The following is a 14,598-nucleotide window of genomic DNA, read 5'->3' as shown; positions in this document are numbered from 1 at the left end:
CAATTGAGTAATAAACAGTCGTATTAAAAAAGAGAAATCAATAAACAACCCCAGCCTAAAATCATCAACAACCCGCCAAGTGGTGTAATCGGACCAAAAAACCGAAAATTGCGTTTCAGGTAATTTGCCAAGGAAAGCAGGTAGATGCTAAATGAGAATAATATGGTGCCAATGGTAACCAGATAGTAGCTCCATACCACCAGACTCGTTCCAAAATCCCCAAGACTACCTAATATCAACAGAAAGAAAGCCGTATACATTTGATATCTTACCCCAACTTCAAAAGAAGCTAGCTTATCTTCGGAAAGTATTTTTTTTAGGGCATGCGCCCCAAAAGCACCCAAAATGATGCCTAATATGCCGAAAAGTGTTCCGGTCATCATCGCAATATTATTCATGACCATAAAATTAGACAATTACGCCGAAGTTTTACTTACTTCTTATGGGTAATCTTAAGTGTTTTAGGGTTAGGTTTATATAAAGCTCAACCCTAAAACAGTATGTTATTTCTTTAAGGCTTCCCTTACCTTAGGGGCAATCTGTGTGCCGAATAATTCTATAGATTTCATCATATGTTCATGTGAAGGGCCTCCAACATCCATATGTGCCGAAAATCGGGTCAAACCAAAGAGCTCTTCCATCTGCAAAATTTTATCTATCGCCTCATTCGGATCTCCAATAATCAGTGCGCCATTTTTAGATCTACCAAAATCAAATTGGTTTTTTTGGTAGGGAGGCCATCCACGTGAGCGGCCAACCCTGTCCATCTGGGCGCTATATAATGGATAATAGTAATCAGCAGTTTCACCACTATGTTCTCCAAAAAAAGAATGCATATGTACACCTACCTGAAACTTACTCAAATCATGCCCATAGCTTTCGTACACTTCTTTATAATAGTTGAATAAAGGTTGAAATTGGGCAGGGTTACCACCAATAATGGCAAACATTACGGGCAGGCCAAGCTTTCCTGCTCTTACTACCGATTCGGGGGTGCCACCAACAGCTACCCAAATGTTCAAGTGGTTGTTTACGGCACGAGGCAATACCTGCTGGTTCTTTAGCTCTGGCCTAAACTGTCCTTTCCAAGAGAGGTGTTCTTCTTGGTTTATTTGAACCAATAGATTTAACTTCTCCTCGAATAAGGCATCATAATCGGCAAGATTGTAGCCAAATAATGGAAACGATTCGATGAAGCTGCCCCGGCCTGCCATCAGTTCGGCCCTGCCATTGGAAATAAGGTCGATGGTTGCAAAACTCTGATAGAGTTTTACCGGATCGGCCGAACTCAATAGCGAAACGGCACTGCCCAGCTTAATGTTTTTGGTTACCGTTGCGGCGGCGGCCAAAATAATTTCAGGACTAGAAACTGCATAATCTGGCCTGTGATGTTCGCCAATGCCATAGAAATCTAGACCAACTTCATCCATCAGTTTAATTTCCTCAATGATTTCCTGTAATCTTTGTTTTGCCGATTGCACTTCGCCTTTAGCGTTGACCTGCAAATCGCCGAACATGCCGATACCTAATTCCATAGCTTAATATTTTTAACAAAGTTACAAGCTATAATTGAGAAAGATTTTGATCTATGTTAAGATGTTGATGAAAATAAAAGTCAACCCGTCTTTGATCTGATTGATTAATAGGTTGGCAGTTTGCAAGAACGATCATATTCTAGCTAAATGGTAGGAGGTTGTATATGGTATTTTTCCATGAGTTGATGAATAGCCCGAATTATTCTTTGCTGGGATGGAAGATCCATGTCTATTCATGTTTTTTTAACTTATTTATATTGATGAATGCCTTTGTGCTCATGTGAACAGTATGGCTATCCATATCACTTTTAACGGTGTTTTTTTCTGAAAGTCAATGCGGTAGATTGGGTGACCTTGTTAAATAATCGGGAAAAGTAGGCGTGGTCTTCATATCCCAGCTCATGGGCAATTTCTTTAACAGAAAGATCCGAATGGTAAAGCAGCCTCTTGGCTTCTAAAATAACACGTTGTTGTATATGATGAGAAACTGAAAGACCAGTTGTATTACTTACACATTCATTAAGATAAGATGTTGAAATGTTCAGTATTTCGGCATAATCTGAAGGGAACTTTATTTGGGCGAATGAGCGTTCCAGCAAAAGCTTAAAGGATTTTGTAATGGTCTCGAAGCGCGAAAGAGCAGGTTTGGGGTTCATTTGGGTAAGATATTGAGCAATGGCCAAGCCTATAAAAGCATTGGCATGGTCTTGCAGAATGACTGTATGCATGGTAACTGTTTTCTGCTCAAAAATGGCTCTCAATAAGGAAATTTCTTCATGCAAAAGATCGAAATAATTTTTATCGAGGGCCAGGGACTTTGGAGGGAAGATAGATTGTTCTAAGGTTTGAAGATACTGGGGCCTTAAATTATCATTGTCTATTCCTAACAGATAGCAACTTGAATTAATAAAATCTATAATCCTATGCACCTGGCTGGGATTGATATACAATAAGGCGGGTGCTCCTATTCTTTGCTTTTCAAAATCGATCTCCATTTCTATTTCCCCTTTTTTGAGAAGGAAGAAAATATGATAATCGTGTCGATGCGAATGGTTGGCTTCATTTAGATGAACTAAGTCACCTTCTTCTACCTTACGGATAATAATGCCTGTATTGAAAGTTGGGGCTAAAGAGTTAATGGATATAGAGGGCGTTTTTTGACTCATAGTTGATTAGCTAATATAGATCATGAAAAAAGTTTGTCTTATTGTTCTTCAATTATCGATTCTCCTTTTGATTTATCACCGGAAGTCCATTCCCAAGTTTCGTGGAGCCTAATTTTGCCATTGGGCAATATTTCTGGAACGGATCTGCAAATGCCCGTCATCAATTCACCTTTATGGTTAAGCTGATGATAGCGCATGTCAATGTTGCCATTTTCATCAACCAAACCGATCAAATGCCCACTGATAATATGGCCTCCTGTATACTCAGACGTGAGTAAATGGCCATGTTGTTGATAAAGGAAAATGGTCTCGTTAGAAGTTTCGCCGTTTTCGGTGTTGCTTATGGGCCTGAATTCTTTATTGTGGTAATTAATCATGTTTAGCGCCTAAAATCTGATTAAGATAATCATCTTATTTCTTTTTATAAAAACCAGTTGATGATTTTGTACGATATGCTGATTTACTAAACAGCCACCTAGGGATGTTGTCGCCCAAAATGAGGGGAGAAATGATGTTGTGATGCGTGGTGTTTTCTAATTGCCAGAACTTTACTCTCTGGCCAGATTGCAATCCCTCATAAAATTTCTCACTGCCAATAAATGGATTTTCAAGGTCTTGTTTGCCATGTATAAGCCAAATGGGTAATTGTTGAAGCTTGTTTATATTATCGAACTGGGGTACACCTGAAATGGCAACTGCAGCAGTAAATAATGTGGGGCTATAATTAAGTAGGTTGATGACCGAAGAACCACCCATAGAATATCCCATAAGGTAAATGTCTTTGATAGGGTATTGTTGTTTTAGCGAATCGATCAACTCGGTGATGGCCAATAGTTGATCGGTTGGTTGGGAAACCTCTATTTTCCTATCGGCATCATATTGATAATTGGTAGAGCGAGCGGCAAATTGTGGAGCAAGTACAAAAGCAGGATATTTCTTCCTGATGGCTGCCTTAAGCCAAATTCTGGCCAAAGGTTCCAATTGGTTTTCATTGTCGGTACCTATTCTGCTCGAATTATGTAGGGTAATGACCAAGGGAAATGTTTTTGAGGCGTGAATCTTCTTGGGTTTTAACAGGCGATAAGGGATGTTGATATGACCTTTGGAGGTAAAGTGTCCCTTCGAAAAATCTTGAGCATCTAGTTGATTTAGATCGTTTTTTGCCTTGGCTATGCTGAGGCTGTCGCTAGTGTTAGCTAAGCTATTTAGCTCATAACGGTAAAGCTTGGGTTGGCAGGAAGTTAAGCAGGTAATGATAAATAAGAAAGCTATATTTTTATACATATTAATTAAGAATGAAACAGATTATGGGTGAGGTTAAAACTATAAAATCTTTTTTATAATGATAGAAGAGGCCTTGCTGCGATCAATTATTTCTCCACCCGATTTGACTAAGTTGAAAAAATCTAGTTGCAATCTACATAAACCGTATTTGTCAGACCCAATGCCAGCCTTCAGTTAAAGGGTGGGTAATCCTTAAAAAAGGATGCTGATAGGGCAGTACAGGGCATATTGGCCAGGGTTGTTTAAAACTTCTATCGTAGAAATGGGTATCAAATCTTATATTTACACATCCCAAAATCTTTTTTAGCGAATGAGTGACGAATTAGAACACCTAGAAGATGCCGACTTGCCAAAAGAGCAGGAGAATAAGAAAACCGTTACGCCCATAAACGGACTATACGAGAACTGGTTTCTTGACTATGCCTCTTATGTAATTTTAGATAGGGCCGTACCACATATTAACGATGGCTTAAAGCCAGTACAGCGCCGTATTATGCACTCGCTGAAAGAGATGGATGACGGACGTTTTAATAAAGCGGCCAATGTCATTGGGAATACAATGAAATACCATCCACATGGCGATGCCTCTATTGGCGATGCCATGGTGCAGATAGGACAAAAAGATCTATTGATCGACTGTCAAGGTAACTGGGGAGATCCTATTACGGGAGATAGCGCTGCGGCACCTCGTTATATTGAGGCCAGACTGTCTAAGTTTGCCAATGAAGTTGTGTTCAATGCTGATACAACGGTTTGGCAGCTCAGCTATGATGGACGTAATAATGAACCCTTAACCTTGCCCGTAAAGTTTCCGCTATTGTTGGCGCAGGGAGCTGAAGGAATTGCGGTAGGCTTAGCCACCAAGATTATGCCCCACAACTTTGTGGAACTTTTAGATGCTTCTATTGAGGTGTTAAAGGGAACCAGGCCTAATATCCTGCCCGATTTTTTTACGGGCGGTATGGCCGATTTTTCAAATTACAACGAAGGTCAACGTGGAGGAAAGATCAGGGTACGGGCTAAAATTACCGAAAGGGACAAAAAGACCTTGGTCATTACCGAAATTCCATACAGTACAACTACTGGATCTGTAATCGATAGTATCTTGGCGGCCAATGATAAGGGCAAGATCAAGATCAAGAAAATTGAAGATAATACTGCTGCCAATGTAGAGATTGTGGTGCAATTAGCACCCGGAATTTCACCTGATGTAACCATTGATGCACTGTATGCTTTCACGGCCTGCGAGGTTTCTATTTCGCCCAATACCTGTATCATTAAAGATGATAAACCCCAGTTTTTGAGCGTTAATGATATTCTTGAACAGAATACAAGATATACCAAATCCTTACTAAAACAGGAACTTGAAATAAGGTTGCACGAACTGCAGGAAAAGATTTTCTTTAGTTCACTATTGAAGATATTTATCCAGGAGGGAATGTACAAAAACACTGAATACGAGAATTCAGGAGATTTTGATACCGTCGTAACGGTATTGCACCAATTGTTTGCCCCTTTTAAACCTTCTTTATATAGGGAGATATTGCCAGAAGATTTTAAGAAGCTGATCGATAAGCCAATGAGTAGCATTACCCGTTTTGATGTGAAAAAGGCCGATGAACAAATGAAAGCCTTAGAAGATGAAATCAAAACGGTAAAAGGACATTTACGCCATTTGACAGAGTATACTATTGCATGGTTTCAGAAAATCAAGGATAAATACGGTAAGGGACGTGAGCGTAAAACCGAGATTAGGTTGTTTGATAAGGTAGAGGCCAGTAAGGTAGCGCTGGCCAACGTAAAGTTGTACATGAACCGAGAAGATGGTTTCATTGGAACAGGTTTACGTAAGGACGAGTTTGTGGGCGACTGTTCTGATATTGATGAAATAATTGTTTTTAGAGAAGATGGCCGTTTTATAGTCACCAAAGTGGCTGATAAAACTTTTGTAGGCAAGCACATTATACATGCGCAAGTATTTAAGAAAGGCGACGAGCGTACCGTATATAACATGATCTATAAAGATGGAGGCACTGGCATTACCTACATTAAAAGGTTCTCTGTACTGGGAATTACCCGAGACAAGGAATATGACCTTACCAAGGGCAACAAAGGCTCAAAAGTATTATACTTTACGGCCAACCCTAACGGCGAGGCCGAAATCATTACCGTTCAGCTTAAACCGCATTCTAAGCTTAAAAAACTGAGTATAGACATAGATTTTGCCAACGTTTCCATTAAGGGCAGAAGCTCAATGGGTAATATTGTGGTCAAATTCCCAGTGAAAAAAGTAGTGCTGAAAAGTAAGGGTATTTCTACGCTGGCGGGTATTAAGATTTGGTATGATGATATCTTAAAACGTTTAAATGTAGATGGTCGAGGTAAATATCTTGGGGAGTTTGATGGTGATGATAAGATACTTCAGGTCTATAGCAATGGTACTTACGAGTTAAGTACTTTTGAGCTAAGTAACCACTTTGACGAGGGTATAGTGCTAATGCAGAAGTTTAACTCAGAACATGTTTACGGTGTGGTACATTATGATGGTAAGGCAAAAAACTACTTTGTGAAACGCTTTGTGTTCGAAGTTCAGCCAATTGGTAAGGTGGTAAGTTTTATCAGCGAAGAAAACGGATCGAAAATGGTATTTATTACTGGTAAACCCGATGCAAAACTTACCGTTGATGTGGAAAAAGGTAAAACCAAGACACCCGAAACTTTGGAGCTCGAACTGTCTAGCTTAATTGATGTTAAGGGATGGAAGGCCAATGGAAATCGTTTAACACCACATTTGGTAAAGAAGGTAAGCCTTGTAGATGCCGAGTCTGAAATAGGTATAGACCATTTAGAAGATTCTCATTTCGAAGTAGTAGAGGTGCATACCGAACCATCAGATCAGGAGGAGGAAGTGATTACGGATACTGCAGCATTGGCCGAAGAAATTCAGGTAGAAGACGTTGTACCGGAACCTAATGAGGAAAACCCTACTTTCGATGCAGCCGAAGAAACTCCTGCGAAAAAAACAAAACCTGTGTTTAAATCAGTCGTAAAATCAGAAGAGCCAGTAAAAATAGAGGATAAAACTGAAAAAACTCAGGAAAAACCAGACGAACCAAAACCAGAGAAAAAAAAGATCAGCTTTGAGATTACCAACCCTGATGATATAAAGATAGACGATAAGGGGCAGGGTTCTTTGTTTTAGAGAATCAATAGAAGCTTCTTGTATTTTAAATGGCTAAGCTTTTCATTCTGAACGTAGGACTTACGAAGTTTTTAAACGGCGAAGCCCTCAACTTTTCCCTTTAAAAAAGCAAATATTAAAGTTAAACTTCGCAAGTCTGTAACCTTTATATTTTATATATTTGCCATACTCAAAGGGGTGCTTGTCATTAACCCAATTAATGACAGGCTGAGATTATACCCAGTTTTGAGTTAAAAGTAGGAAGTAGCCAGTTCAAAGTAACGCTTCAACTTTTAACTTTCAAACACACCTGATTCGGATAATACCGACGTAGGGATAAGAGGTCATAGACCAATACTGTTTCGCCCTGAAAGCAGTTTTCAATGTTTTTTAATCGCCTTTATGGCAAAATGTATTGAGAATGGAAATTCAGGAATGGCTGCACCTATTTGTGGAGCAAGTAAAAGCAACCTCTTACCTAGAATGGGCTGCGGTTGGATTTGGTGTAACAGAGGTATTGCTGGCAAAGCGTAATCATATTGCCCTTTATCCGGCAGGCATTATTGGTATTCTATTATCTCTTTATTTAAAGCTTAATGCAAGGTTATACGCCGAAAGTTTACTCAGTATGTATTATTTGATCATGAGTGTTTACGGTTGGATAATTTGGTCGAGACGTAGAGCCAGAAACGAGACCTTAACTGTTAGTTGGACCAACAAACAAGAGCTACAAATCGCTTTTTACATAGCTATTGGCGGATATTTTGTGTTGTACTATGCGCTGATTAATTTCACTAATTCTGATGTGCCCATTTTAGATGCTTTTGTTTCATCTACTGCATGGGCGGGAATGTGGCTTTTAGCTCGTCGTAAAATAGAAAACTGGATTTTCCTTAATGTATCTAATATAGTAGCCATTCCCTTAATGTGGCATAAGAACTATGTCATGTTTGCGCTATTAACCTTATTCCTTTTTATTGTAGCCATTTTCGGTTATTTCGACTGGAAGAAAATTTATGAAAGAAATAAGCTGAGTAAACGGCTAGTTTCTTAACCGTCTGAATGTTGGGAAGTATGAAAGAGGAAAAATTGATATTTGGCTATCAATAATCCAAAAAATGAAACAACGAACCATCCAAACCAAAATAGAAATGGAACAAATTATACATACTTGGCAAGAAGCTATTTTAGCATTGGCCCCACAATCGGAAGCTTTGGGTAAACTACATCCCGATATCTTAGAAATAGCCTACCAACAAGAATGGTTTAAACTTTATGTGCCTACCGCATATGGTGGACCAGCTAAAAAGTTGCCCGAAATTTTAAGATTGGAAGAAGAATTGGCCGAATTGGATGGCAGTTTGGCGTGGACAGTAACCTTATGTAGTGGTGCAGCCTGGTTTGCTGGCTTTTTGGATGAAGAGCTGGCAAAGGAAATTTTTTCAGATAGAGAAGTTTGCTTCGCTGGCAGCGGTGCAGTAGGAGGTACAGCTAGAATAACGACTTCTGGTTATCTCATTAATGGGTATTGGAAATACGCCAGTGGCGCCTTACATGCTACTATATTTACTGCTAACTGTACATTACAAGATGAACATGGTAACGATGTACTGGACGAGCAGGGTAATCCAGTCATTAAGGCATTTATCTTAAAGAAAGATGAAGTAAATATTCTGCCGGGCTGGTCGTACTTTGGTCTCGTGGCTACAGGTAGTCATGCATTCGAAGTGATCGATATAGAGGTGCCTACACAACGATCATTTAAGATCAATACGGAGATTAAAGTGGCAGATGAAGGTTTTGATTACCCATTTCTGCAATTGGCAGAAACCACATTGGCCATAAACAGTTTGGGAATGGCTAAAAGATTTTTAATCTTGGTAGAAGATTACTTCTTCAATCGTTCCGGATTAAAAAGATATAGCACAGAACAGGTTGCTTTTTTTAGAGCGGAATTGAGCAAGTATAAACATACACTTTATACCATTCGTGAACATTTTTATGAGACATTTGATCATTCTTGGGAGCAACTCATTGATCAGCAGTATGTGGATGAGCCAGTGTTGAACGAAGTGAGCAGATTAAGCAGGGAATTGGCCCATCAGTCACGAATGGTAGTTGACGCCCTTTACCCATACTGTGGTTTGGAAGCAGCTAAAAAAGATACCGAGATAAATAGGGTATGGCGAGATCTGCATACCGCTAGTCAGCATGCCTTGCTCACCTTTAAATGAAAAGAGCATCTTTAAGATGCTCTTTTCATTTAACTATTTCTATATTTCTGCATTCATTATATGTACAGAAAGGCTCATTTAACCTGTATACGATATGGGCTTACTGATATTGTATATAGATGGGTATTGGTTTTAGCTTCATAAGCTCTTCTGGAGTCATTAGCCTATTTGGCACTTTTTTCAGGTCATTTTTATAAAATAACTTAAAGCCCGTAAACTGTACAGGTTCGCCATAAATAAAATGACGATAAGTGCCTAGTTTTAGGTCCGGTTCGCCCCATCCGTCCATGTGCATCACTATCTGTACTTCTGGTCTTAACTTAATGCTTGTCGAGTTGGTTACCATTTTTTTGGTAAAGCGGTGTACCACAAAAACCTTCGGAGGTAGATTGTATTTTTTTACCAAATCTGCTAAATAACCAGAAACATAGTTGATGTCGGCAGCATCGTAAGTGCCAATTCTTTTGCCTGGTAAAGAGCCGTCTTTCATAGAGAACTCAGGGTCAATGCCTAAATGCACATAGGGCAATTGCAAATATTTTTCAATATGTGGCAATTCGGCTTTGATATTGCTCAAGGCTACTTGTAAATCTAAGAAAACAATGGTATTAGGGCGCATTTTGGCAATCTTTAAAACAGAATCTATCTGCGAGTTAGCCATACGGTTAATGTACTTGCTATCTTTACCTGGTGTACCGCTTGCCACGGCGGCTATATAGTGCAGACCTGCCTGTACAGGAGTGCTCGGGTCTACTTTTTCCCAATGCTTAATTTCTGCATTTAGTCGTCTCCACATCTCCTTGGGCTCGTATTCTCCTAATGCCCCCATTTTTTTTGAGTGCAGGTTACCATAATAAACTACAATGCGTTTAAAAGGTAAAATGGCACCCGCCAAAGGGTAAGGTTGATTTTTTACCGGCCATTTCCCTGTAGTATCACCATTGGCCAATTTTTTTACCAATTCATTATATTTTGCAGTGTCAACAGGGGTTCTTAGATTGCTTTCCTCCACAGGGGCTACTTTGGTAGAATCACCCGAATTAGTGGCAGTTTTGCCAGTTTTGTCTTTTGCACCAGAAGTGCAGTAGGTAAAGGAGCAAATAGTAGCACCCGCTACTAAAGCTATACTTGCCATCTTAATTAATCTCATACAATCCTTGATCAACTTTAGTTTTTTCCAATTTTCCAAAAGTACATTATTTGTTGCATGTTAATAGCTATAATTTTCAACACATCAACATTTTTGCAGCCAATTTAATGGACAATATCCAGTAGATTAAAATTATGGATTTGGTTATTGGATCACTATCCTACATTTTATGCTCTTTATCGACCTCGTTATGGGCATTTTCACAAAATTTTACTTATTATTTGTAATTAGTCTAAATAAACTATATAATTGCATCATTATTTGAAATCATTCTAAATAAAGAGGTGAAAAAACAACTACTATTCGCGTTAACTTTCTTTTTCGGCATTAGCTATGCCTTTGGGCAAAAAACAAATGTGATCATTAAAGGCCAGGTTCTAACGGCCGATGGACAGGCAGCATGGGGTTTAATGCTGTCTATAAAAAATACCAAACATATTGCCTATACCGATAGGGAAGGGATGTTTAAGATATCAGCTCCTATTGGTAATTCAGTATTGGTCATTAACTCGGGTGTTTCTAGTGAAGGGCAGGAAATCAGCATAGAAGCCAATGGCGATAAAATTTTGGAGCCAGTTAGAATCAAAGAAAAATCATATGAATTGAGTGAAGTGGTGGTTACTGGACAATACGGCCCACAATCTCTTAAAAATACAGTTTATAAGGTTAGGTCAATAAGTGCTGAGAAAATTAGATTGCGGGCTGCGATCAATGTACAGCAAATATTAAATACCGAGTTCGGTTTTAGGTTTAGCAATGATTTAACTCTTGGAACTTCCAATGTAGAGATGATGGGGATGTCAGGTCGTAACGTCAAAATTTTACTTGATGGAGTGCCTTTGGTAGATCGATCCGACCTTAAAGAGAGCCTAAATCAGGTTGATGTCAATATCATAGAACGTATAGAGATTGTAGAAGGGCCCATGTCGGTGGTGTATGGCACCGATGCACTTGCTGGAGTAATTAATATCATTACCAAGGGCAAAAATGGATACAAATTTGGGGTGTCTGCCCGACTTCAGGAAGAAACGGTAGGAGATGAGTATAAGGCATTGGATGGAAAGGGAAATCATAATAAGAACATTACGGTAAACTGGCAAAATAACGGTTGGAGTGCCGTGGCCGGCTTTTCTAATAATACTTTTGGTGGATGGAACGTGCCCGATAAAACGGAGGTAAAGGCGGTGGTAGATGCCCTTCAATTCTGGAAACCAAAAGACCAATACCTTGGAAATGTGAAGGTAGGCTATAACAACACAAAACTTAATATCTGGTACCGGGCAGACTTTTTAAATGAAGATATTGTTTCGAGGGGTGGTATTAACCCTAATTATACCGTGGTTACACAAACTTATACCACTGATAGGCTTAACAACCAATTACATGTCGACTTGAATTTAAATAAGGCCATGAGCTTGACCATGGTTGGCGGTTATACCAGTCTGCAACGTAAAACAAAGACTACGCTTTATGATTTTGCAAGCAGTTCGGAAAGTCTAACCTCGGGTGCCGGAGAGCAGGATAAAGCAAAATTTAATGCTGGAGTATTTAGAACTACGCTACAATACAGCATTTCTAATATTATCGCTTTTCAGCCTGGCGTAGAATTTAATAGGGAGGAAGCTTCTGGACAGCGAATTAAAGGCTCGCCAGTCATTAACGATTATTCATTTTTTGCCTCGGCAGAAATCAAACCCATTAAAATACTGAAGTTTCGCCCAGGCGTTAGATTTATTAATAACTCCGTATACGATGCACCAACTGCGGTTCCTTCTCTTAATACCATGGTTAGTTTGACCCATAATTTGAACTTAAGGTTAGGCTATGGCAGAGGTTTCAGGGCCCCGGCACTAAGGGAGCTTTATTTCGATTTCTTTGATGCTAGTCATTCCATCGTGGGCAATGAAAACCTAAAGGCCGAAAAATCTAACAGTTTTGATGCCTCATTGACTTGGAATGCCATTAGAAAAGATCGCCTACAGTTAACAAGTGCATTGGCAGGTTTTTATAACAACTTTTTCGATAGGATAGAATATGGCCAATATGCGGAAGATGCTACCATAACCACACTGATCAATATCAGTAAGTATAGGACAACGGGTTTGTATTTGGATAATACCTTAAATTATAAAAATCTACAGGTTAATTTCGGTCTGTCCTACATTGGCCGATACAACGAATTGTCAAAGCAAGAGATGGAAGATCAGGTTCCACAGTTCTCTTGGACACCAGAGTTGTTTAGCAATGCAATTTATACTGTTCCTAAGCTTAAAGGCTCAGTTAGCTTATTTTTTAAACATACTGGTAGTAGGCCAAGCTATCAGGTTAATAGCGCCGTTCCTACAAATGTCAGACTGGTTAAAATAGGTAGTTTCACTTGGGCCGATTTGTTGTTCAATAAAACATTAGCCAGCTCTATCACAATAAATGCGGGTGTTAAGAATCTTTTTGACGTTACCCAGCTTACCAACACCTCTACCTCAAGCGGTGGAGCACATAGTACAGGAGGTGGTGTAGTTCCTTATAGTTATGGTAGGTCTTATGTGCTGGGACTAACCTTTAACTGGAATAAATCATAATAATATCTTATTGAATTTTAAATGTTAAACTAAAATAAATTTTAAGGAAGATGAATAAAATCAACTCAATTGTAGCAGTAGCATTATTGGCTATGACACTTATAGCTTGTAAAAAGGATAATAAAGAACCTGACATTGTGGTGCCTGTTTCGGATGGTAGTACACTTACACTAAATGGAATTGCAGCAAGTGAAGCAGGTTCTTCAGCAGCCAACAGTGTATATATAGACTTAAGCGCTGATAAACCGACTGGAATTTTGAGAAGTTTATGGACTTTGGGTTTTTACGCTGGCTCTGATTATAAAGTAATCTTGAATGCAAATAATGGAGTTTCGGCCGCGGTTGTAAATAAAATAGATTTGAATGCAGTAACTGCAGCAGATCTTGTTCAGGCCAAATTGGTGGTTGAGTTGGGAGTTGCTGCTGAATCTGAATTTGACAAAGTAGATGATCCTAGGCAAAATAATGCGCTTGGAAGAACGGCAATTGGTACAATATCTGCAACAGATACTGAAAATAAAGTATATTTAATTAACCCTGCAGGAGGTAGTCATACTACCATTTTTAGTGCTGATAATGTTTATAAAGTTAGAATTCTAAGAAAAGGAACAGGTTATACGCTTCAATATGCTAAATTAAATGCAATCACTTATAGTTCGTTAGATATTACAAAAGATTCAAAATTTAATTATGCCTTTGTATCCCTTGCAGATAATAAAGTAGTGAGCGTTGAACCTGAAAAGGCTAGTTGGGATATTGTTTGGACCTGGTCATTATATTATGGTGGTACTACTGGTAGCCAATATCTATATGGCTTCTCAGATCTAGTTTTCACCAATACATTGGGGGGTGCTAGTTCGGCAGAGGTATTAACTGCAACAAAGTCTTATGCAAATTTCTCAGAATCAGATTTGTCAAATGTTAATTTCTCTGCTAAAAGTAACCTGATTGGTGAAAATTGGAGGGTAACAACGGGAACAGGTATTAAAGCAGACCGTTTTTATTTAATTAAAGATGCTGCGGGGAACGTTTATAAGTTAAAATTTGTGAGCATGGGCGTAGGAAGCGATGGTGGTACCCGTGGTAAACCAGTAATCGAATATAAATTGGTTAAAAAAGGATAATTGGTTCTCAATTATTAATAGTTTGTTTTGTTTAGGGAAGGCCTCCAAGAAATTGGGGGCTTCTCTTTTGGACGTTTATCCTCTTTATGCCGTATGCGGGAATCGTAAATAACTTAGATTAATTCGTTTGTTTTAATGGATATATTAAATAGCATCTTGTCTATTATCCCAGAAACACACTACAAGAACATCATGCTCATAAATTTTATAAGGATAGAACAATTTTTGTGAACTACACATTCTGTCTCTTATACACATCTGACGCTGCCGACGATCGAGCCATAGTGTAGATGTGGGTGGGAGGGGGAGCATTAAAAGGGGGGGGGGGGGGGGGGGGGGGGGGGG

The 14,598-nt window shown here is 39.1% G+C and carries 11 protein-coding genes and 1 riboswitch; of the genes, 5 read left to right on the top strand and 6 right to left on the bottom strand.

The features are described 5' to 3' along the window. Positions 1–23: 23 nt before the first annotated feature. The 5 genes from JHD79_RS15125 to JHD79_RS15105 form a co-directional block, all read right to left on the bottom strand. On the bottom strand, positions 24–398 hold the full coding sequence (locus tag JHD79_RS15125) for a DUF423 domain-containing protein (protein ID WP_199120139.1): 375 nt from the start codon (positions 396–398) through the stop codon (positions 24–26). Between the two features lie 105 nt (positions 399–503). Further along, the gene (locus JHD79_RS15120; RefSeq protein WP_199120138.1) at positions 504–1,535 is read right to left on the bottom strand and encodes an LLM class flavin-dependent oxidoreductase; all 1,032 of its coding nucleotides are present in this window, start codon (positions 1,533–1,535) and stop codon (positions 504–506) included. 308 nt (positions 1,536–1,843) lie between these two features. Beyond that, entirely contained in the window at positions 1,844–2,701 is an 858-nt protein-coding gene (locus tag JHD79_RS15115; protein WP_199120137.1) for a helix-turn-helix transcriptional regulator, read from the bottom strand. A gap of 38 nt (positions 2,702–2,739) precedes the next feature. Continuing rightward, complete coding sequence (locus tag JHD79_RS15110; RefSeq protein WP_199120136.1) at positions 2,740–3,078, bottom strand: n-acetylglutamate synthase; 339 nt, start codon at positions 3,076–3,078, stop codon at positions 2,740–2,742. Between the two features lie 34 nt (positions 3,079–3,112). Further along, positions 3,113–3,985: an alpha/beta hydrolase-fold protein gene (locus JHD79_RS15105; RefSeq protein ID WP_199120135.1), complete on the bottom strand. Its 873-nt coding sequence runs from the start codon at positions 3,983–3,985 to the stop codon at positions 3,113–3,115. A gap of 310 nt (positions 3,986–4,295) precedes the next feature. Between JHD79_RS15105 and JHD79_RS15100 the strand changes: the two genes are divergently transcribed. The 3 genes from JHD79_RS15100 (at position 4,296) to JHD79_RS15090 (ending at position 9,400) form a co-directional block, all read left to right on the top strand. Next, a complete protein-coding gene (locus tag JHD79_RS15100; protein WP_199120134.1) occupies positions 4,296–7,187 on the top strand; it encodes a DNA gyrase/topoisomerase IV subunit A in 2,892 nt (963 codons plus the stop codon). A gap of 163 nt (positions 7,188–7,350) precedes the next feature. Next, positions 7,351–7,521: riboswitch (TPP riboswitch) on the top strand. A gap of 66 nt (positions 7,522–7,587) precedes the next feature. Beyond that, positions 7,588–8,220 (top strand): nicotinamide riboside transporter PnuC, encoded by a 633-nt coding sequence (gene pnuC / locus JHD79_RS15095; RefSeq protein ID WP_199120133.1) that lies wholly within the window; start codon positions 7,588–7,590, stop codon positions 8,218–8,220. A 64-nt stretch (positions 8,221–8,284) separates the two neighbouring features. Next, positions 8,285–9,400 carry an acyl-CoA dehydrogenase gene (locus JHD79_RS15090; RefSeq protein ID WP_233164727.1) on the top strand — a complete coding sequence of 372 codons (1,116 nt, stop codon included), beginning with the start codon at positions 8,285–8,287 and terminating at the stop codon, positions 9,398–9,400. A 100-nt stretch (positions 9,401–9,500) separates the two neighbouring features. Here JHD79_RS15090 and JHD79_RS15085 read toward each other — a convergent pair whose 3' ends face one another. Continuing rightward, entirely contained in the window at positions 9,501–10,550 is a 1,050-nt protein-coding gene (locus tag JHD79_RS15085) for a hypothetical protein (RefSeq protein ID WP_199120132.1), read from the bottom strand. A 284-nt stretch (positions 10,551–10,834) separates the two neighbouring features. Here JHD79_RS15085 and JHD79_RS15080 point away from each other — a divergent pair, with 284 nt between their 5' ends. Both JHD79_RS15080 and JHD79_RS15075 read left to right on the top strand, forming a co-directional pair. Continuing rightward, on the top strand, positions 10,835–13,129 hold the full coding sequence (locus JHD79_RS15080; RefSeq protein ID WP_199120131.1) for a TonB-dependent receptor: 2,295 nt from the start codon (positions 10,835–10,837) through the stop codon (positions 13,127–13,129). Positions 13,130–13,179: 50 nt separating this feature from the next. Beyond that, positions 13,180–14,253: an HmuY family protein gene (locus JHD79_RS15075; RefSeq protein WP_199120130.1), complete on the top strand. Its 1,074-nt coding sequence runs from the start codon at positions 13,180–13,182 to the stop codon at positions 14,251–14,253. The last annotated feature ends 345 nt before the right edge of the window (positions 14,254–14,598 follow it).

It is taken from the genome of Pedobacter sp. ASV28 (assembly GCF_016428855.1).
In the GTDB taxonomy this organism is placed as follows: domain Bacteria; phylum Bacteroidota; class Bacteroidia; order Sphingobacteriales; family Sphingobacteriaceae; genus Pedobacter.
This window is presented reverse-complemented; position numbering and strand designations above follow the sequence as displayed.

What these genes read in the sequence shown, in the direction of transcription:
- JHD79_RS15125 (WP_199120139.1), bottom strand. Translation starts at nt 398, where the DNA reads ATGAATAATATTGCGATGATGACCGGAACACTTTTCGGCATATTAGGC.
- JHD79_RS15120 (WP_199120138.1), bottom strand. Translation starts at nt 1,535, where the DNA reads ATGGAATTAGGTATCGGCATGTTCGGCGATTTGCAGGTCAACGCTAAA.
- JHD79_RS15115 (WP_199120137.1), bottom strand. Translation starts at nt 2,701, where the DNA reads ATGAGTCAAAAAACGCCCTCTATATCCATTAACTCTTTAGCCCCAACT.
- JHD79_RS15110 (WP_199120136.1), bottom strand. Translation starts at nt 3,078, where the DNA reads ATGATTAATTACCACAATAAAGAATTCAGGCCCATAAGCAACACCGAA.
- JHD79_RS15105 (WP_199120135.1), bottom strand. Translation starts at nt 3,985, where the DNA reads ATGTATAAAAATATAGCTTTCTTATTTATCATTACCTGCTTAACTTCC.
- JHD79_RS15100 (WP_199120134.1), top strand. Translation starts at nt 4,296, where the DNA reads ATGAGTGACGAATTAGAACACCTAGAAGATGCCGACTTGCCAAAAGAG.
- pnuC (WP_199120133.1), top strand. Translation starts at nt 7,588, where the DNA reads ATGGAAATTCAGGAATGGCTGCACCTATTTGTGGAGCAAGTAAAAGCA.
- JHD79_RS15090 (WP_233164727.1), top strand. Translation starts at nt 8,285, where the DNA reads ATGAAACAACGAACCATCCAAACCAAAATAGAAATGGAACAAATTATA.
- JHD79_RS15085 (WP_199120132.1), bottom strand. Translation starts at nt 10,550, where the DNA reads ATGAGATTAATTAAGATGGCAAGTATAGCTTTAGTAGCGGGTGCTACT.
- JHD79_RS15075 (WP_199120130.1), top strand. Translation starts at nt 13,180, where the DNA reads ATGAATAAAATCAACTCAATTGTAGCAGTAGCATTATTGGCTATGACA.